Origin of the sequence: Microbulbifer sp. YPW1 (assembly GCF_013367775.1) — a bacterium.
Lineage (GTDB): Bacteria > Pseudomonadota > Gammaproteobacteria > Pseudomonadales > Cellvibrionaceae > Microbulbifer.
Genome location: NZ_CP055157.1, coordinates 2,854,527 through 2,872,719, shown reverse-complemented (window position 1 = coordinate 2,872,719; position 18,193 = coordinate 2,854,527). Strand labels below are relative to the sequence as shown.

Sequence of the window (18,193 nt, the reverse complement as noted above, 5' to 3'; positions counted from 1 at the left end):
CGGGGTAGAAGAGATTAGGCCAACTATGCAAAAGAACCTTTCCGAAGAGGTCGGTGCCGTGAGTGTGCTGGGACAGGGCAGCGACCTCGAAGTAACCATTGTTGAGTACGGCGCGCGACTCGCCTCTATCCGTTTCCGCGGCCGCGAAATGCTCCTGACTTATCCGCGCGTCGAGGACCTCGCCAAAGATCCGTTTGCTTGCGGTGCCGTATGTGGCCGCGTCGCCAACCGCATCGAGAACGCGCAATTCAGCCTTGATGGCCGCGAATATAAGCTCTCAGTCAATGATCCCCCCCACTGCCTGCACGGTGGCCAGCGCAATTTTGCCAACCAGCACTGGCGGAAGGTCGCCGCCGACGGGGAAAGTGTGCGGTTGCAACTCCACTCTGAAGACGGCGATCAGGGTTTCCCGGGAAATTTACATACCGAAGTGCATTACCAGCTGCACGAAGACGGCGTTCTGGATATCCACTTCAGTGCCGAAACCGATGCGCCTACCCCCGTCGACCTCACTAGCCACGGTTATTTCACGCTGGGAGAAACGGATACCCGCGAGCTGGAACTGAGCATTAGCAGCCGACACTTTTTGCCAAAAACCCGCGCAAATGTGCCGAGTGGGGAGATCGTCGAGCTGCGTCCGGAGACGACGCTCGACCAGCGACGCTCACTGGCGGAGCACGAGGAGCGCTGGACTAAGGCCGATCTAAAACAGCATGCAGGCTTCGATCACTACTTTCCCTTCCACCGCACACCCTTAATGCCCCAGGCGAGCCTATGGGCTCCCAATAGTGGCGTACAAATGCAGCTGTTCACCGACCAGCCCGGTGTGCAGCTGTATGACGGTTTTGGCCTCGGAGGTACCTTTCGTCCCTATGCAGGTGTCTGCCTGGAGCCGCATAATTTCCCCAACGCAATCAACCAGCCAGGCTTTCCCTCTCCGGTACTTCACCCCGGGGAAACCTACGAGCGGAGTATGCGATTGGTTTTCCATAGCCTCTCATAACGTCCACTTAATTTTCTCCTAACCCTGCTCACGAAAACGGCACCACAGTGGTGCCGTTTGATTCAGGGAATAACTCCAAAGGTCCGAATCAATTTCGAACAGCAAGCTTCAGGGTCTTGATTTCGAAGGGGGCCAGTGCCAAAGCCGTCCTCCCCGCCTCCAGAGTTAATGCCTGGGCACCAGCCTGCTCTTCTTTCATATTGAGCTGCCAAACAGACGACACACGTGGATCAAAAGCCAGCTCAAATACGCTGCGCTTATTTTCTGTGTCGTACAGGCGCACGATATAACCGCTGCCATCCTCAGCCAGCTTCACCGAACTAATCAGGACGTTGTCTGGCAAGGTGGAGCGCAGCAAGCCCATTTGTACAGGTAATTCGCCTTCTGCATTGGCAGACACTTCGGTAACCACCAGCGGGTGATTAAACGCCTTCGCCCGCTGAATGACCTTGGCCTGATGCAAGGCACCCTGATGAGGATAGATGGCATAGCCAAAGCGCTCTCCACCCGCATCACCAGACTCCGCCAACCCCCAACCCACTTGGGCCAGCTCCGGGTAGGAATGCTTGCGCTGGCCGTAACTGAGATTGAGCCGGATACCGCCTGACTTCAGGTCATAGCCGTACCGGGTGCGGTCAAACAGCGCCACACCATAACCACTCTCCGATACATCCGCCCACTCGAACGCCGCAGTCGGTGACACCAGATGATCGTACTTTCCATAATTGCCCCGCTCCATATCGATATAACCGAACTGAATTCCGTGATGGGCCTCGTGGCTGTTCACGTTCAGGGGGAAATCTACTTCAAGCCGATCGGAATCGACCCAGCGGATGTGATTGTCGAAATTGAGCTGTTTTTCACCTTTACCCAACCAAACCTGCTGGGTGAAATCCGAATCGCCAATCTGATAGCGAATGGTGACACCCGCTTGCAGGGCGTTGGTGAAATAGTCACTGAAGCGCGCGCTTGCGGAAATCGGTGTTACGGACTGGTCTTCGTGTGACACCTTCATCATGGCGTTCCACAATTTGCCCTCCGGTACCAGTTCACGCTGCTCCTCTTTGTCCCAAAAGGATGTAATCTGTCCGTGCTTGTTAAAGGTGACCTTGACTACCGAATTTTCCAGCACACGTTTCTCGGCAATCATGGAAGAGACATCGAGGCTCGATGCATCGTCCCAGTAAAGTGCCTGAAACTGTCCTGCCGGCAATGGGGGCAGTTCGGCAAATAATTCCCCACTATCCTTGCGCACTACCGGCACCGTTAGTCCGTCTGCAGTAACCAGTGTGCTGGCTTTCGCTTCACGAACGCCGAGACTGATCAGCCCCTGCTGGGTTACCGGTGCACCGTTGAACAACAGAAGTCCTTCGCCCTGCAGCGCCATCTTTTCCTGCAGATGAAGCATCGCACGGTCGCGCAATTCTGTGGCCTGTTGCTCCAGGCTGCGCAAATGCATATTGGCCGCTTCCAGTACCTCGGGTACGGCCATCCCGGTAATCACATCGTGGAAGTGGTTTACCAACAAGGCTTTCCAGATTTTCTTCAAGTCTTCTGCCGGGTAGTCGAGCCCTTCCAGCGACGCCAGCGCAGACACGGCTTCGGCCTCAGCCAAGCGCTGTTCCACCGCGCGGTTTGCCGCCTTGATTCCGTTAGCCATCATGAACGTCCGCTCCATCCAGGCCTCAGGCAATATGCGGCCATTGTAGAGCGGAAATTTATCCCAGTTTACCTGCTGCCCTTGGACATAATCGTGCAACGTGGTCCACTCCACCGCCGGGAAGCCAGGCAACGCTTTAACCCGTTGAATCACCTCGATCTGATCCTCGGAGCCGCCGGCTCCACCGTCCCCCCAACCCACCAGTAACAGCTGGTTATCTGTGGCGTCTTTGTTTTTAAACTGGTTCCAGGTACCTGCCAGTCGCCGCGGAGCGGCATCCGGGGCGTTGTAGGTGGTAATCAGGCTGCCATCCTCAAAACGGTAATCGTGGATGGGATCGTTGAACGGATATTCCCAGGCTGGAGTGGTGAGCGAATTCACCAGGATTTCCGAGCCGTCCAGCCCTCGCCAGCGGTAGATACTACTGTCGATTTCCGGGGTGTTGGTGCGCATTCCGATCAAGTGATCCAGCCCAAAGCTCCGTGCCACCTGCGGAATAAACGGTGGATGCCCAAAGGTGTCGGGCAGAAACAGCGTGTTGTCCGTTACACCCAGTTGCTTCTCGTAGTAATCGAGTCCATACAGGAACTGTCGGACCACACTCTCACCACCGGGCAGGTTCATGTCGTTTTCGACATAAGTGGAACCATTGGCGATCCACTGCCCATCGGCGATTTTGGCCCTCACGCGGCCAAACAGATCCGGATACAGAGCCTGCATGCGCTCGTAATGGTAGGGCGTGGTGAACACATACTGATACTCGGGGAACCGATCCATCAGATAGAGATTGTTCAACGCCAGCCGCTGGATCTTGTCGTCGGTGTGATCAAAAGTCCAACGCCAGGCACTGTCGAGGTGACCGTGCATCAGGACCATGAGGGTCTCGCTGGGCGTGGCCATTTGTGCAAGGTCTTCATACCCCTGCTCCAATACTTCAACTGCCGCCGCCAGCTGTAGATCCAGTAATTCGGAACCCGCGACTTCCAGGTTAACCGAAGTGAGTACCTTGTCAGCGAGTTCACGAACCGCGCGGTATTCCGAAGAATCCTCGGCGAGGATGGAAGCCGCTTCGATCAATACCCGCATACGCCAGTAGACTTCATCGGCATTCGGATTACGCTCCACGATGCCAATTTCCCTATACCCCCGGGGCTGATCGAATACACCAAAACTTTTCAGGGTAATGCGATTGGGTTGAGACAGATCCATCATCGAATCAGTGGACCAGTAGAAGTGCTTGCGCTGTAATGCGGCCTTGGGTTCGCCGTTGACAAAGATGGTAGTTTCCGGCCAACCGGGAACGGACATATCCATGGGCTTGACAGTGAAAAAGCGCTCGGCACCACTATCGGAGGACGGCAGTGGAGGGATGTCGAACCAGTAGGTATGTTTGCTGTGCCGTCCACCTACAAGGCTGCTGGGGTTCTGCTGAATCTCAGATTCGGTCACATCCTGTTCAGGATACGACGGGTCCCAGTCGTCAACACGCTTTACCCGATCGACCTTCCACAGCATCGTGTGACGCAATTTGCCGAGGCGCTCCAAAAACAGGATTTCATGGGCCTGGAAATAAGGATACGGCATAACGTGCCCGTCCAGCGCCAGGTGCCCGCCCTCCAAGGCAAGGTGGTCGCCATCAGCCGCACGTTTGATGTAATCGAGGGTTGATGCGGGTACCGGCTTGTATTTTGTGGATTCCAGAACGGGATCACCGGTAGCGGTGTGTGAAATCAACAGTGCGCCGATGCCGCTGCCTAACGTGATAATCGATTGTCGCAAGAGGTTGCACTTTGAAGTTTGCATGCGTTACTCCCAGTGCTGCGCTGGTTTCCATGGGAGTGGCACAAACGATCCCGCGAATCACACGCAGACATTGAAAAGAAGGGTTGGGGAAAAGCGACCGGTGCCGTGTAGCACCGGCCGTTCTCTTATTTATTGTTATGAGTGCGCACGGAATTAATTCAGTGCGGCACGCTCACTGGCGGTCACCTTCAGTACACCACCTTTCACCATATCCTCATGCTGGAGCTGGAATGGATTAAACGGCTTGCCGTTCAGGGACTTGCTTGCGATGTAGCGGTTTTCTTCGGCGAAGTTCTCCACTTCGATGCGGAATTCCTCCCCCGGATAGAAGTCCTTGTCGAGCTTAATAGTGATCGACTCGAATGACGGCGTTGCCAGCTGATACTGAGGCTCGCCGACCAGGTCCGGGTAGAAGCCCATCATGGCAAATACCAGCCACGCAGAAAGGGTGCCGGCATCATCATTGCCTGGAATGCCCCAAGGGGTGGTATTGAAATACTTATCCACTGCGAAGGTAACGATATCTTGAGTGCGGTGTTCCTGCCCTTCGACATAATTAAACAGGAACGGATACTGGATGTCCGGTTCGTTGGTCATATCGAAGTAATAGTTTTCAAAACTGTTGCTCAGGCGATCAACAAACTGCTCTTCACCCATCAGGTCAATCAGGCCCGGAATGTCGTGGGGTACGAAGAACAGGTATTGCCATGCGGTACCTTCCACATAACCCTGGCCGCCGCTCATTTTCCAGCGAATATCCCAGTGCCGATCCAGCGGATCAAACGGGGTCATCCAAGAGCCGTCTTTATTACGCGGGCGCAGGAATCCGGTTTCCTCGTCATAGAGTTTGCGGTAGCTCTGGGCCTGCTCGTAAAAACGCTTGGCATCTTCTTCATAACCCAGCTCTCCTGCCAGCTTGCTGATATTCCAGTCTGCCAGGTTGTATTCAAGGGTGGTGGATACTGGCCCCCACACAATGCCGTTGAACCAGCCAAATTCCATCGGGTCGCCGCCACGGTCGTCCATGGGGATATATCCGAGGTCCAGGTAGTGTTTGATGCCCGGGCGCAGCAGGTTAAACGTTTCGTACTGGGTACCCGCTTTTACCATTGCCTGATAGGCCGTTTCCACGTCGAAATCTTTCAGGCCTTTGCGGTAGGTATCGACAATCACCGGCACGGCGGGGTCGCCGACCATGGTGGCCGCTTCCATGCCTATCAGCTCCCACTTGGGCAGCCAGCCGCTGTCTTCGGCGGTATCGACCATGGATCTCACCATGTCCAGCTGCTGCTCAGGATGCGTCAGCGTAATCAGCGGGTGTACGGTGCGGTAGGTATCCCAAAGGCTGAACGTGGAGTAACGGGTGAACCCCTCCGCTTTTTTCACAGTTTCACCGTCAACACTCAGATACTCACCATTCACGTCGCTGCTGACGTGCGGCATTATCAGCGAGTGATACAGGGCGGTGTAAAACTTGGTTTTATCTTCCGCGTCGCCACCGGTGACTTCCACTACCGAAAGCTCTTTTTCCCAGGCTGCACTGGCGGCTTTACGCAGTTCAGCAAAGGATTTCCCGCCCTGCTCTACCGTCAGGTTTTTCCGGGCGTTTTCCACGGAAACAAAAGAAATACCGACTCGCAGTTCCAGCTCGGCGGGTTCAGAAAATTCATAGCTGAAGCTTGCACCTACGTAGTCGGCATTGGGGGATTTTTTCTGGGTAGCCAAAAACGCCGGGGAATCGAACTGGCCATGTACTGCGGCGGGCTGGCTGAGTTCTGCGGAGAAATAAATCTTGCGCTCCTGACCCGCATCACAGAAATTACCTTCGACCTGGTAACCTTCTATGCGGTTGGCGCTCAGCTCGGTGAAGCGTCCACCGCGCATTTCGCCCTGGTTCACCGCCAGGTCGAAAACCAAGTGGGCTTTTCCTGCGGGGAACTGGTACTTGGAGATACCGGAACGGGTGGTCGCGGTCATCTCGGCCCAGACGTTGAAGGTATCCAGGAATACCTTGTAGTAACCCGGCTCTGCCTGTTCCTTGGAATAGCGGCTGCGAGTTTCTTCCGGGGTCAGTGCCAGCTCGCCGGTGATCACTTTTACCGGGAAGGCGCCGCTGCTTGGACAGCCCACACCAGACAGCTGCATGTGGCCGAAACCGTAAATATGCTCGGCGCCAAAGTGATAAGCGGCAGAATTTTTGTTTTTGCTGAAATCAATACTCTGCGGCACCACGGAGGCCATACCCCAGGGCAGAACTGCGCCGGGATAGGTATTGCCCTCATTGGCGGTCCCTATAAACGGATCTACCCACTGGGTGACCGAAGTGGCTTTGGCCTCAGCGACCGCCGCGGGCGCATCGCTGGCGGCCTTCTGCTCGGCGTTACAGCCTAACAGCACGAAGCTGGAAGCGAGCATGCCCACCCCCAGACTGAGGGTACGCATAGAGCACCCGATTGATTGTTTCACTCTCATTATTTTGTTCTCCACCATCTTTTTACGTTCATTCGATAATTAACTGCAGTGTCTGCGCACAGGCACCGATGGTGTGGTAATCACATTTAGCACCGGCAGCACTTTTCTCGTCACTGTAGCGCTGGTTATCCGCATTCAACAGGCGGTACCATGCACCGTGCTTGTGGTCCACCATGTGGGCCCAGCAGTAGTCCCAGATTTTCTGGTAAATCTTCCAGTAGTGTTCATCTCCGGTCGCTTCCGCCAGCATCGCCGCGGCCGCAAAGGATTCCGCCTGCACCCAGAAATATTTATCGTCATCGCAGATGTCGCCTTCGGGACTGTGGCCGTAAAAAATGCCACCGCGTTCGCTGTCCCAGCAACGGTCAAAGGATTCATCAAACAGCGCACGGGCGCGATGCAGCATCCATTCTTCGGGCTTGTGTCGATGCATCGTCAGGAGCAGTTTGCTCCACTCGGTCTGGTGCCCGGGCTGGAATCCCCAGGGGCGGTACAGATTTTTGGGATCGTCGCGGTTGTAATCCCAGTCTACGTCCAGGTTTTCGGTATAGTGCTCCCACACCAAGCCCCCGCCTTTTTCCGCCAGCTTGACCGCAACGGTTTCCGCCAGGTCGCGGGCGCGCTGGAAAAACTGATCATCGCCCGTCGCCTCAAAGGCAGCGATCAACGCCTCGCAGCAGTGCATGTTAGCGTTTTGCCCCCGGTAGCTGGAGATATGACTCCAATCAGCAGTGGCTTCATCCGCATAGATTCCCCTCTCCGGCAGCCAGAAGTGTTTTTCCAGCAGTGACCACACTCGGTAGATACCGTCTCGGGCACGCTCAATACCGATACCTACGGCACTTGAATAAGCAAGCATTACAAAGGCCAGACCGTAACAATGATTAGTCTGATCCACCGGCTCATGGTCTTGCAGTAACCAGTGATAGCCCTCGCGCTCTGGGTCCCAGTGCGCTTCGTCTACATAGGCGAGGCCGTGCACAGCGGCATCACGGTACTCGGGCTTTTCGAACAGGCGGAAAGCGGTGCAGTAGTTGAACACCATACGCGTCGAGCTGACCAGGTGACGCAGGCCCGGATTGAACAGGCTACCGTCGTCGCGATAGTTATGGAAAAAACCACCACTTTCATCGAGGAAATTAGGGGAGTAGAAATCGAGAATCGACTGGATATGCCCGGTAAGAAAATCCGCACTGCGGAAATCGGGCGTTAAAGATGTATTCATAGTGATGTCTCGCAGGCTCACTTAAAATTTTCGATATCGGCCAATGTCGGCAGGGCAGGAAAGGCGCCGGGGCGCGAAACGGCGATGGCGCCACTCAGGGTCGCGAAGCGGACACTGTCTTCGAGTAGCCATTTATCCCCCAGCAGATCCACCAGTCCATGTTCGAGCACTTTACGCAACAAGCCACCGGTAAACCCGTCACCGCCGGCGGTGGTGTCCACCACTTTTATGGGTGGAATTGCAACGGCAAAGCGGGTGTCGCGGGTGTAGCACTGAACCGCTTCGCCACCATCAGTGACAAGGATCAATTGCGGAGTTCCCGCGAGTATCGCCTGGACATAGCCATCGACGTCCCCAACAAAGGGACTGTCCTTACACAGGAATTCCAGCTCGTCGCGGGAAAATTTTAGGATGTCAGCACTGCGTACGAACGCGTTCACCACATCGCCATCCGCCGCACCTGCGCGCCACAGGTTGTGACGAAGATTCACATCAAAGCTCACCAGCGCCTGTTGTGCGCGTGCGAGTTCGATCGCTGCCGCAGTGGTCAGCTGAAGTGACTTGGAGGTGAGGGTATTGCTACAAAAATGCAGTAGGCCACAGTCATCGAAGTGGGCGCTCTCAAGCTGATCTGCCTGCATCAAGGTGTCTGCGGTGTCATCGCGGTAAAACTCGAACGAGCGGTCGCCGGTATCGTCCAGAAATACGAATGCCAGCGAGGTCTTGGCCGTCGGGTGCCGCAGAGTCAGGGAAGTGTCTACGCCGTACTGCTTGAGACAGCGCAGTAAAAAGTCCCCAAAGGTGTCGTTTCCGACCTGCCCCAGAAATCGCGTCGGCACACCAAGCTTGGCGGCTGCGACGGCCACATTGGCCGGCGCACCACCGGGGTATTGGGTAAATTGGTTGAGCGCTGTGTCGCCGCTGTGATCGCTGCCCGTGTTCAGCAAGTCGATCAGCGCTTCGCCAAAACACACCAGTTTTCGATTGGCCATCCTACTACTCTCCACATTCTCCAGATGCACTGAGGCTTTAAAGGTCAACGGAACCAGACAAGGCCGTTAGCCAGCCGGCTGGGTTGCCTCCCTCTGGGAATCAGCAGTTGCGGATTTCAGCATGCCGGCATTAGCCCCTTTCAGCGCGTACCAGCCGATAAAGACGTAACACAGCAGCGGCACCAGGAAGCTCATAGTCAGGCCGCTCAGGTCGGCGACCAGCCCCTGTGCCATGGGCACCACCGCGCCACCCACAATAGCAAGGCACAGAATGCCGGAGCCCTGAGAAGTCATGGGTCCGAGCTTGCGGATACCCAGGGAGAAAATGGTTGGGAACATAATGGAATTGAACAGGCCAACACCCAACGCCGCCCACATGGCCACATGCCCACTACCGGTCAACACCACTGCCAGCAGAGCAATACAGGCCACGGCGTTAAAGGCGAGCACACGGGTGGGTGCCACAAATTGTAGGATCGCCGAGCCGATAAATCGCCCGACCATGGCACCGCCCCAATAGAAGGTGAGGTACTGGGCGGCAGTTTGCTCGCTAAAGCCGGCAATTTCCGGCAGCGCGATGTAATTAATCAGCACACTGCCAATCGCCACTTCCGCGCCCACGTAGAGAAAGATCGCCACGGCACCCAGCACCAAGTGTTTATGCGCCCAAATACTGGAGCTAGGGCCCGCTAGGTTGGCCGCCTCGGCTTCCCCTTCAATCGCTGGCAGTTTCAGCAGCTTGAATACAATCGCCGCAACAATCAGGAATCCGGCAATGATCAGATAAGGCACCTGCACCGCGCGGGGATCGGCCATACCCTCTCCACTCTCGCCGCCGGAGTGCACGGCGCCCATAATCAGCAACGCCCCGAACAGCGGTGCCACGGTGTGCCCCACGGAATTGATGGCTTGGGAGAAATTCAGCCGGCTTGACGAGGTCTCCGGTGAGCCCAGTACGGCGACGTACGGGTTGGCTGAGACCTGGAGAATGGTTATACCGCTTGCCAGCACGAACAGCCCGGCCAGGAAGAGTCCATACACCCGCACTTCCGCAGCCGGGTAGAACAGCAGACACCCGGCTGCCGCCACCAGCAGCCCCACCGAAACACCGTTTTGGTAACCCAAGCGCTTGATCATGGCGCCGGCGGGAATCGAGACCAGGAAGTAGGCTCCAAAGAAAGCGAACTGAATCAGCATCGCCTGTACGTAACTTAGAGAGAAGGCACTCTTGAGGTGCGGAATCAGGATATCGTTCAGAGCGGTAATAAAGCCCCAGATAAAAAACAGGCTGGTCATTACCAACAGGGGAAACAGGTAGGCCGTCTTGGCGCCGTCGGTGCCTCGGGATGCGGCGCGCCCGGAGTCATTCATCATCGCTGGCATGGCAAAGTACTTTTGTGGTTATTGTTTGTCGTTATCGTTCAGGCGCCGGGTCGAGTTTCCTCCCGCCCAGACACCTTAACGACTCACTATACCCACGGGCTTGCACTTGCCACTTCGCATTCAGAAATCAGAAGTAAATATTTTTCAAATTAGCTCAAAAAAAACTTCGGATTCTCAAATACCAATAAAAAAAACCTTATAAAACAGACAGTTAGAAATCAATCATTGCTTGATCACTTCCCGGAAGAAGATGCTTAAAAACCACTCAAAAGGGAGATTGCGATGAGATTTCCAAAGAAAATAGCCACTCAGAGCAACGTCCTCGCCCCTGTTTTCGACTAACAAACGTGCGGCCAGGACGCATGATTATTTCTGCGTGGCGCAAAACCAGTGCTCACGCGCCCGATAGGCGCTGGCTATTTCGTCGATCAGGCAGCGCACCGCAGGTGTCGCGTGGCGAGCGAAGGGCGTGATCGCGTAGACGCCTTGCGACTTCGCGGTGTGCGGGGTTAACAGTGGCAGTAACTCGCCTCCATCCAGCTCCCGATGCACCAGGCAGCGGGGAACGTAGATTACGCCGAGGCCCCGGAGCGCTGCTTTTTTCAGCACCAGCGCGTTGTTTGCTTCTAGGCTGCCATCCACGGTCACGGTGTAAGTCCTCTCTTCCCCACCAAACAGCCAGTTACGCGGCCCACCATCTTGTAGCGCATAGATCAGACAGTTGTGCTGTTGTAGCTGCTCGGGTTCTTCTATGGATCCATGCTGGTTCAAGTAATTGGGCGTTGCGCATACGACCCAGTCTGAGTCGATCAACCAGCGCGCGCGCAGAGACGAGTCCCGCAAGGTACCGGTGCGCACGGCAATATCGACCCCATCGCGCACCAGGTCCACATAGCGATTGTCTAGACGCAAATCGACTCGTACTTCCGGGTAGCGCGCGCAGAAGTCCGCCACCAGATCCGACAGCAGGATGTCACCGGAGATGGTGGGCGCACTGACCACCAGCTGGCCGCGCAGAGTGTTGCTCAGATTGGAAACCTCGGCCAGCGCGGCTTCCTGATGCTGTTTAACCGCACTCGCGTGGGTAAGCAGGCGCCGACCAGCCTCCGTCAGTGTCATGTTGCGGGTATTGCGAAACACCAACTGGGTAGCGAGAGCACTTTCCAGGCGACTGATCCGCTTACTCAGCCCCGGCGTGGACATTCGGGCCTGCTCCGCCGCCTTGCGAAAGCTTCCCGCTTCCGCCAGCAGCGCGAACAGTGCGAGATCTGATGCTTCAATCAATGAGTGAACCTCGGGTGCCTGATTCGAAAGCGGGATTGCACGTAATCGATCAGAATATTCGTTAACAATTGGAAATAATCAATTTACTCGTTAACGATAGTTTCAGCAATCTCAATGCTTTAGCCTTGTCTTCCAATAAACAAACAAAAGCTATAAAGGAAGCAGCTTATGGCCGAGGCCATCCGCATCTACCCGCCGAAGCCGGACAGGGTGTACCTGTTTGGTACCTGTCTGGTCGACAGCTTTTCACCGCAGACCGGACTCGATGCCATCGCACTGCTGAAGTATCTCGGTATTGAAGCTGCCTTCCCACACGCACAAACCTGCTGTGGCCAGCCCGCGTACAATTCCGGGTACGACCGCGAGGCACGCGCCGTGGCGCGCAGCCAGATGGACTTGTTTCCCGAACCCTGGCCCATCGTGATTCTATCTGGCTCCTGTGGCGGCATGATGCGCAAGCACTATCCCGCGCTGTTTGATCAAGCATCGGAAGTGGTGGCCTTTACCGAGCGGGTGTTTGAATTCACCGAGTTCCTGCGCCACGTGGTTCAGCCCACACTCACCGATCAGGGTGACCCGACCAGGGTCACACTACACACCTCCTGTGCGGGCCGGCGCGAACTCGGCATCCATGAGCACGGCCTGGCGCTCCTTGGCCAGCTTCAGCAGGTGCATCTGGTCCCTCACGATTATCAGGAAGAATGTTGCGGCTTCGGCGGCACCTTCTCGGTCAAGCATGCCAATATTTCCGCCGCCATGGCGGAAGACAAAACACGTAACTTGCTGGGCGCCGGCGTTGATGAGTTCGTCAGCACCGACTGGGGCTGCATGCTGAACCTGAATACCACGCTGGAATATGCTCAGCAGCCCCTGCGCGGACGCCACCTGATCAGCTTTCTAGCAGAGCGAATCGGCGTCTCGGAAGCGGACCGACAGCCGGGTGCAACACAGGTACTGGCGGAGGCTGCAGGATGAAACAGCAGCCGGAAGCATTTCATCCTAACAGCACCGCGGCTCTCGCCGACCCAGTGCTACGCAGTAACTTTCGTGGGGCCATGGATTTCCTGCGCAGCAAGCGCCGTACGGCGTTTGCCGTTGATGATGCTGAGGGCGGTGACTTCGACGCGCTGTCCCGACGCGGCGAGGCCATCAAACAGCGCTGCCTGCAGCAACTGCCGGCGCTTCTCGAACAGCTGGAGCAAAATTGCACCCGTAACGGTATCCAGGTGCACTGGGCAGAAACCCCGGCGCAAGCCAACCAGATTATCGAATCCCTGATCCGCGCTCGCAGCGGCAAGCACGCCGTCAAAGGCAAATCCATGGTCACCGAGGAAATTGGCCTCAATGATTACCTGGATGATCGCGGAGTGAGATGCATCGAGTCGGATATGGGCGAATTCATCGTGCAACTGGCGGGAGAAACACCCTCCCACATCATCATGCCCGCCATCCACAAGGACGCCGGGCAGATCGCCAGTTTGTTCGAAAAAACCCTTGAAGATACGCCTTATACCGAGGATGTCGACCGGCTGATTGGGATCGGCCGACAACAGCTGCGTGAGCGGTTTCAACATGCCGATGTGGGGATCACCGGGGTCAACTTCGCCGTTGCCGAGACCGGCACCCTCTGCTTGGTGGAAAATGAAGGCAACGGGCGCATGTGCACCACGATTCCACCGCTGCATATCGCGGTAACCGGGATTGAAAAAGTGGTCGCACAGCTGAGCGATGTTCCGCCGCTGCTTTCACTGCTCACCCGCTCCGCCACCGGTCAGAAGATCACCACCTACTTCAATATGATCTCCAGCCCACGCAAGCCAGGCGAGCAAGATGGGCCAGAAGAAGTGCATCTTGTGCTGCTGGACAATGGCCGCAGCCAGGCGTTTGCCGATGAAGAACTGCGTAAAACCCTGCAGTGTATTCGCTGCGGCGCCTGCATGAATCACTGCCCGGTGTATACCCGTATCGGTGGCCATGCCTATGGCACCACCTACCCGGGACCGATCGGCAAAATCGTGAGTCCGCATCTGCTGGGGCTGGATGCCACCAAGGACCTGCCCACGGCATCCTCCCTGTGCGGCGCCTGCGAGGAAGTCTGCCCGGTGCGCATTCCCATTCCCAAATTGTTGCAACGGCTGCGAGTCGAGAGCAGTCACGCGGGTACAGCAGAGGAAAAAGTGAAAGGTGCGGGCAGCGGGCGCAAACCACTAGAGGCTCTGGTGTGGAGAATTTGGTCCTGGGCCTGTCGACACCCCGCGATTTACCACCGGGGTGCCTCGCTGGCCGCCCACGGTCGCAAGCTATTCAAATTCCTACCCAGCCGCTGGAAAACACAACGTACCATGCCACAGCCGGCGAAAATTACCTTGCACACCGCTTTGAAAAACAGACAACGCAGGAGCGCGAGCCCATGCCCGCAAGAGAAAATATACTAAGCCGTTTGCGCAATGGTTCCGCACCGCATCCGGTAGTGCATCGCAATGCGGCGCACGGTGCTGGCGACCTGGTATCGCATGCAGGCAACAAAGCCATAACAACCGATCAGATGCGCCAGCAGTTTATTGAACTACTCCGCGCAAACCATGCCCAGGTAATGGAGACCAATGACTTGGGGCTCGCCGAATTGGTTATTACCTGTATGCGAGACCTAGGTATCACTCGTTTAATGGGCGGTGAAGAGGTGCGGTCCCTGCTTGGCGAGCTAGGGGAGATGTCCCTCCAATGGCAACAGTGGCCAACGGAGTGCAATGACGCAGAGAAAAAAGAAACTTTGTTTTCCCTGACACCGGTCGCAATTACCACCGCAGCTGCGGGCATCGCGGAGACCGGTAGCCTGGTCCTGATCCCGAGTGCCACAGAGCCCCGCTCACTCTCACTGATTCCCCCAACGCATCTGGTAATCATCCGCGAGAAAGACCTGCATCCAGATCTCGAGAGTTATATGGCGCTCAGCCCCTGGGGATCATCCATGCCCACCAACATCGTGCTGGTGTCAGGGCCATCAAAAACCGCGGACATTCAACAGACGCTCGCGTTTGGGGCACATGGGCCGTCTCGACTAGTTGTTTTTCTTGTTTTGTAATAGAGCGGAAAGGTCTGAATGAGGACTCTTTGCTTCTGCTCAAAAATCGGGCTCCGATCGAGGCGGACTCGAAATACGCTAGTGTGTGGTCAACTCTTTTTGACCAATAAACTACAAGTTACTCTGACACGAGCCGCTAATAATAGATAACTATCTCTGTTTGGATAGTTACCAAGGATTCAATGCCGTTCACCACCATACGCTGGGCACCAGGTACCGCAGATCGATCATAGACTGCATCGTGTGAGAGATTGAGAGACAACTGATCGCTCGGCCTCCACTCGAGCGCCGCGCGCCCGGCGTAGAGCTGCTTTTTGGAAACTTCAGCGCCGGTGAGGCTGTTTTCCCCAAAGCCATCGCGCTCAAAGGACCTCTGGGCCCGACTGGCATACAGGTTTTGCGCAAACGGCGTACTAACCGCCACCTTGAGATCCCGTCGGTTTAGGCATATTCAATTCCTCTCTCGCTTTCGTTTTATTGTGAAATCATTTTTCTGTTCATTTCAGTCGGCGATTTCCGCACTCGGCAACCGCGTCGTGTTCTTGGAATGTGTGCGCAGAAACGCGCGGATTCTCGCGTTACAAACTTCCGGCACCTCCATGGGTGAAGCGTGGCCGGAGTTCTCAATAACAAAAAGCTCGGCATTTCCCATGGTTGCGGCGTACTCCGCTTTGTAGGTAACCGGGGTGTAATCCCTGTCTGCCGTCATGATCAGTGCCGGCACGGGACTGCCCGCAATTTCGGGCCAGACATTGAAACGGCCAATTGTACGCAGGATTTTCAAGTAGGTTTCCTTATCCACCGCGGCAATGCTGTGCAGGAACTGCTCGCGCAGCAATTGCTGATCGGCACGGGGAAAGAGCTTGGGAGCAATGCGTTTTGCCAGGGCCGGCAGACCGAAGCTTCGCACCATCAAACTGCGCAGCGCGACCACCATGTTCAGACGCCAGCGTCCAGCCAGCATCCCCGGCCCGGAATTGATGACCGTGACCGAACGCAACCGCTCTGGGTTGCTGGCGAGCAGCTGAAAGGTCACCATCCCACCCAGGGAGAGGCCGGCGATATGCGCACGGTCTATCGCCAGATGATCCAGCAGTGCCACGGCATCTTCGGCCAGGGAATGCATGGATATGGTCCCCCCGGGGGCGTCGCTGCGGCCGTGGCCGGGAAAGTCGAGTGTGAGCACGCGGAACTCGTCCGCCAGACTGTCAACCTGAGGCTGCCAGTCCGCGCCCTGGGACCCGAGCCCATGGAGCAATAACAGGGGCTCGCCATGTCCGGCGCTGTCAGTGAAGTAGAGATTGTGGCCATTGCGGCTCAGGTACGGCATGGAATCTTCTCATTTCGCTATTGTTATTTTTCTGCGTGGGTTAACCCACTTCCTACAGGACTACCGCCAGAAATGGAATCGGAATACGGATTCCGATAACTGAAGATTACTCCTCCCGCCAGCTCTCCGCAAGGCGTTAATTCGGCAGAAATAAATTTAGGCGCCAGCAAATGGCCGGGCAGGCCACGGGGAACCGTGGAAGTGGTGTGAAATCGGCGATGACGACAGGAGGAATCGCTTATCGGGGACCGCGCAGGTACCCCAACAATAAGCGGGCAATCTCGTTTCGCAGGGCGTTCGCTGGCAAGCCACCGAGAGTGCCGGTTACCGTGTGCTGGTTAAGCGCACCGAGCACCATTTGCACTCCGGATGCTACCGCCTGGCGGGGGTTGTCGTGCAGCACCTGGTCCATATAGGGCGCCAGGCAGTCACAGGCGGTCTCGGAGATATGGGTATTCAGCTGGTGTACCCGATCCCGGAAAGCCGTACTGCGGGAAGCCCTGAGAATGACGGCCCGGAGCACACCTCGTCTGCCGGTATACACATCGATGTAGGTATCCGTGAGCAGGCGCACCCCCTCCGCGAGGTTCTGGCAGCCTGCACCGGCATCCCGCAGGGAGGCTGTCGCTTCGACCAGGCGCTGCATAAAGCGCTGCAACAAGAGGAGAGACAGGGTCTCTTTATCCCCCAACAGTCGATAAAAAGTCCCTACGGAAGAATCAGCCTGGCTGGCAATATCGGCCACGCTCGCTTCCTCAAACTGATTGTTGGCCAGCAGTTCCTCCCCAGCCGCCAGCAGGCGCTCAAGGGCCTGGCGGCTGCGGATCTGGCTTGGCTCCGGCACCTGAACCAATGTGAGATCGGGTTGCGACATTGTTATTCCATCAGTCCCTGGCTGCTTCTCGACTGTTACCTTGCGTCATTGCGTCATTGCGTCATGCTGATGACAGCTCGAACTCGCAGGCGAAAGCTTACCCCATCGCCGTCTGAGGACATACACGCAATCCGGTCCACCGCAGATTTTTTGTGGTCAGGAAGACGCGACCATACACTCCCTCCGACTGTTTCCCGAGTTTCACTAGTGACACGGGAGCTGATTCAACTGGTTATTCGATCTCGCTGTACTCGAACGAGTGGAGAAAGGTGTACCTATGCAGATTAAGTCGATGAAAAGTTTGGGGCTGGCCGCAGTAATGGTTGCAGGCCTTGCGGGCCAGGGTTGTGCCAACATGAGTGATACCGATCGCCGTGTGGGTACCGGTATTGGTATTGGCGCGGTAACCGGCGCGTTGGTTACGGGCAGACCTGGCGGCGCTGCGGTTGGCGCAGTCCTGGGCGGTGCTGGTGGCTACCTGTATGACCGCGAGAAAAAACGGCGCTACTACTACGACCGCTACGGTCGCCGGGTCTATCGCTGAACACAGCTTATTGCACCGTTTAAGTACAACCATTTGAGCCCCCGCCGGGGCTCATTGTTTTTTCAGGGGTTTGACCAGTCCTTCCAGGCCTTCGATTTTTATCTCCAGCGTAATCGCCATCAGGTGACCCAAGCGCCCTTTGGGAAACTCCTTTTTGGCAAACCAGAGCAGGTACTCCTCCGGCAAGTCGATCAAAGGCCGCCCCGCATACTTGCCGAAAGGCATCTCGGTACGGGCAATATCTATCAGGTCCTGCTTTTCCAACATCATGATTCCTGTACTACGTTTGCGGATCCGCCAGTGATTTATCCCCTGAACCTTGGGGTACTGCAGCACCCGCATCGACATCTCATCGGTTACCGGCACACATTCTACACTGTGAGTAACTTATCCCAGCGAAAGCACCACTGGCCGCAGAAGTAATTCTGACGCCAGCGGTTCTGTGGCAGCATCTGGTTACATGGCCGCCTTTGCGGCCGTTCATTTTTCAACCGTCGCACATACTCCGACGCGCATGCATAAGGAATTAAAGTGAACGATA

14 protein-coding genes are annotated in these 18,193 nt (G+C 56.2%); 5 read left to right on the top strand and 9 right to left on the bottom strand.

What is annotated here, in order from left to right:
* The first annotated feature begins 25 nt into the window (after positions 1–25).
* On the top strand, positions 26–1,003 hold the full coding sequence (locus HUW35_RS11730) for an aldose epimerase family protein (protein ID WP_181252503.1): 978 nt from the start codon (positions 26–28) through the stop codon (positions 1,001–1,003).
* An 88-nt stretch (positions 1,004–1,091) separates the two neighbouring features.
* Here HUW35_RS11730 and HUW35_RS11725 read toward each other — a convergent pair whose 3' ends face one another.
* The 6 genes from HUW35_RS11725 to HUW35_RS11700 form a co-directional block, all read right to left on the bottom strand.
* Positions 1,092–4,466, bottom strand: coding sequence for a glycoside hydrolase family 38 C-terminal domain-containing protein (locus HUW35_RS11725; protein ID WP_181252502.1), 3,375 nt, complete (start codon positions 4,464–4,466; stop codon positions 1,092–1,094).
* Positions 4,467–4,619: 153 nt separating this feature from the next.
* A complete protein-coding gene (locus HUW35_RS11720; protein WP_255463253.1) occupies positions 4,620–6,908 on the bottom strand; it encodes a GH92 family glycosyl hydrolase in 2,289 nt (762 codons plus the stop codon).
* Positions 6,909–6,966: 58 nt separating this feature from the next.
* Entirely contained in the window at positions 6,967–8,163 is a 1,197-nt protein-coding gene (locus tag HUW35_RS11715) for an AGE family epimerase/isomerase (RefSeq protein ID WP_181252501.1), read from the bottom strand.
* Between the two features lie 17 nt (positions 8,164–8,180).
* Positions 8,181–9,155 (bottom strand): carbohydrate kinase, encoded by a 975-nt coding sequence (locus HUW35_RS11710; RefSeq protein ID WP_181252500.1) that lies wholly within the window; start codon positions 9,153–9,155, stop codon positions 8,181–8,183.
* Positions 9,156–9,221: 66 nt separating this feature from the next.
* Positions 9,222–10,529, bottom strand: a complete 1,308-nt coding sequence (locus HUW35_RS11705; RefSeq protein WP_181255680.1) for a sugar MFS transporter — start codon at positions 10,527–10,529, stop codon at positions 9,222–9,224.
* A 375-nt stretch (positions 10,530–10,904) separates the two neighbouring features.
* Positions 10,905–11,822: a LysR family transcriptional regulator gene (locus HUW35_RS11700; protein ID WP_181252499.1), complete on the bottom strand. Its 918-nt coding sequence runs from the start codon at positions 11,820–11,822 to the stop codon at positions 10,905–10,907.
* A gap of 168 nt (positions 11,823–11,990) precedes the next feature.
* Here HUW35_RS11700 and HUW35_RS11695 point away from each other — a divergent pair, with 168 nt between their 5' ends.
* The 3 genes from HUW35_RS11695 to HUW35_RS11685 are packed head-to-tail and all read left to right on the top strand — an operon-like array spanning position 11,991 to position 14,904.
* Positions 11,991–12,797, top strand: coding sequence for a (Fe-S)-binding protein (locus HUW35_RS11695; RefSeq protein ID WP_181252498.1), 807 nt, complete (start codon positions 11,991–11,993; stop codon positions 12,795–12,797).
* On the top strand, positions 12,794–14,257 hold the full coding sequence (locus HUW35_RS11690) for a LutB/LldF family L-lactate oxidation iron-sulfur protein (protein WP_181252497.1): 1,464 nt from the start codon (positions 12,794–12,796) through the stop codon (positions 14,255–14,257). The genes HUW35_RS11695 and HUW35_RS11690 overlap by 4 nt, the downstream gene beginning before the upstream one ends.
* Complete coding sequence (locus HUW35_RS11685; RefSeq protein ID WP_181252496.1) at positions 14,233–14,904, top strand: LUD domain-containing protein; 672 nt, start codon at positions 14,233–14,235, stop codon at positions 14,902–14,904. The genes HUW35_RS11690 and HUW35_RS11685 overlap by 25 nt, the downstream gene beginning before the upstream one ends.
* A 502-nt stretch (positions 14,905–15,406) precedes the next feature.
* Here the strand turns inward: HUW35_RS11685 and HUW35_RS11680 are convergent.
* Both HUW35_RS11680 and HUW35_RS11675 read right to left on the bottom strand, forming a co-directional pair.
* A complete protein-coding gene (locus tag HUW35_RS11680; RefSeq protein WP_181252495.1) occupies positions 15,407–16,234 on the bottom strand; it encodes an alpha/beta fold hydrolase in 828 nt (275 codons plus the stop codon).
* A 238-nt stretch (positions 16,235–16,472) separates the two neighbouring features.
* On the bottom strand, positions 16,473–17,108 hold the full coding sequence (locus tag HUW35_RS11675; protein ID WP_181252494.1) for a TetR/AcrR family transcriptional regulator: 636 nt from the start codon (positions 17,106–17,108) through the stop codon (positions 16,473–16,475).
* Positions 17,109–17,385: 277 nt separating this feature from the next.
* Between HUW35_RS11675 and HUW35_RS11670 the strand changes: the two genes are divergently transcribed.
* The gene (locus tag HUW35_RS11670; RefSeq protein ID WP_181252493.1) at positions 17,386–17,652 is read left to right on the top strand and encodes a YMGG-like glycine zipper-containing protein; all 267 of its coding nucleotides are present in this window, start codon (positions 17,386–17,388) and stop codon (positions 17,650–17,652) included.
* A 51-nt stretch (positions 17,653–17,703) separates the two neighbouring features.
* Here HUW35_RS11670 and HUW35_RS11665 read toward each other — a convergent pair whose 3' ends face one another.
* Positions 17,704–18,018 (bottom strand): DUF3820 family protein, encoded by a 315-nt coding sequence (locus tag HUW35_RS11665; RefSeq protein WP_370464588.1) that lies wholly within the window; start codon positions 18,016–18,018, stop codon positions 17,704–17,706.
* Between the last annotated feature and the right edge of the window lie 175 nt (positions 18,019–18,193).

What these genes read in the sequence shown, in the direction of transcription:
- HUW35_RS11725 (WP_181252502.1), bottom strand. Translation starts at nt 4,466, where the DNA reads ATGCAAACTTCAAAGTGCAACCTCTTGCGACAATCGATTATCACGTTA.
- HUW35_RS11715 (WP_181252501.1), bottom strand. Translation starts at nt 8,163, where the DNA reads ATGAATACATCTTTAACGCCCGATTTCCGCAGTGCGGATTTTCTTACC.
- HUW35_RS11670 (WP_181252493.1), top strand. Translation starts at nt 17,386, where the DNA reads ATGCAGATTAAGTCGATGAAAAGTTTGGGGCTGGCCGCAGTAATGGTT.
- HUW35_RS11710 (WP_181252500.1), bottom strand. Translation starts at nt 9,155, where the DNA reads ATGGCCAATCGAAAACTGGTGTGTTTTGGCGAAGCGCTGATCGACTTG.
- HUW35_RS11730 (WP_181252503.1), top strand. Translation starts at nt 26, where the DNA reads ATGCAAAAGAACCTTTCCGAAGAGGTCGGTGCCGTGAGTGTGCTGGGA.
- HUW35_RS11680 (WP_181252495.1), bottom strand. Translation starts at nt 16,234, where the DNA reads ATGCCGTACCTGAGCCGCAATGGCCACAATCTCTACTTCACTGACAGC.
- HUW35_RS11685 (WP_181252496.1), top strand. Translation starts at nt 14,233, where the DNA reads ATGCCCGCAAGAGAAAATATACTAAGCCGTTTGCGCAATGGTTCCGCA.
- HUW35_RS11705 (WP_181255680.1), bottom strand. Translation starts at nt 10,529, where the DNA reads ATGATGAATGACTCCGGGCGCGCCGCATCCCGAGGCACCGACGGCGCC.
- HUW35_RS11695 (WP_181252498.1), top strand. Translation starts at nt 11,991, where the DNA reads ATGGCCGAGGCCATCCGCATCTACCCGCCGAAGCCGGACAGGGTGTAC.
- HUW35_RS11690 (WP_181252497.1), top strand. Translation starts at nt 12,794, where the DNA reads ATGAAACAGCAGCCGGAAGCATTTCATCCTAACAGCACCGCGGCTCTC.
- HUW35_RS11720 (WP_255463253.1), bottom strand. Translation starts at nt 6,908, where the DNA reads ATGCGTACCCTCAGTCTGGGGGTGGGCATGCTCGCTTCCAGCTTCGTG.
- HUW35_RS11675 (WP_181252494.1), bottom strand. Translation starts at nt 17,108, where the DNA reads ATGTCGCAACCCGATCTCACATTGGTTCAGGTGCCGGAGCCAAGCCAG.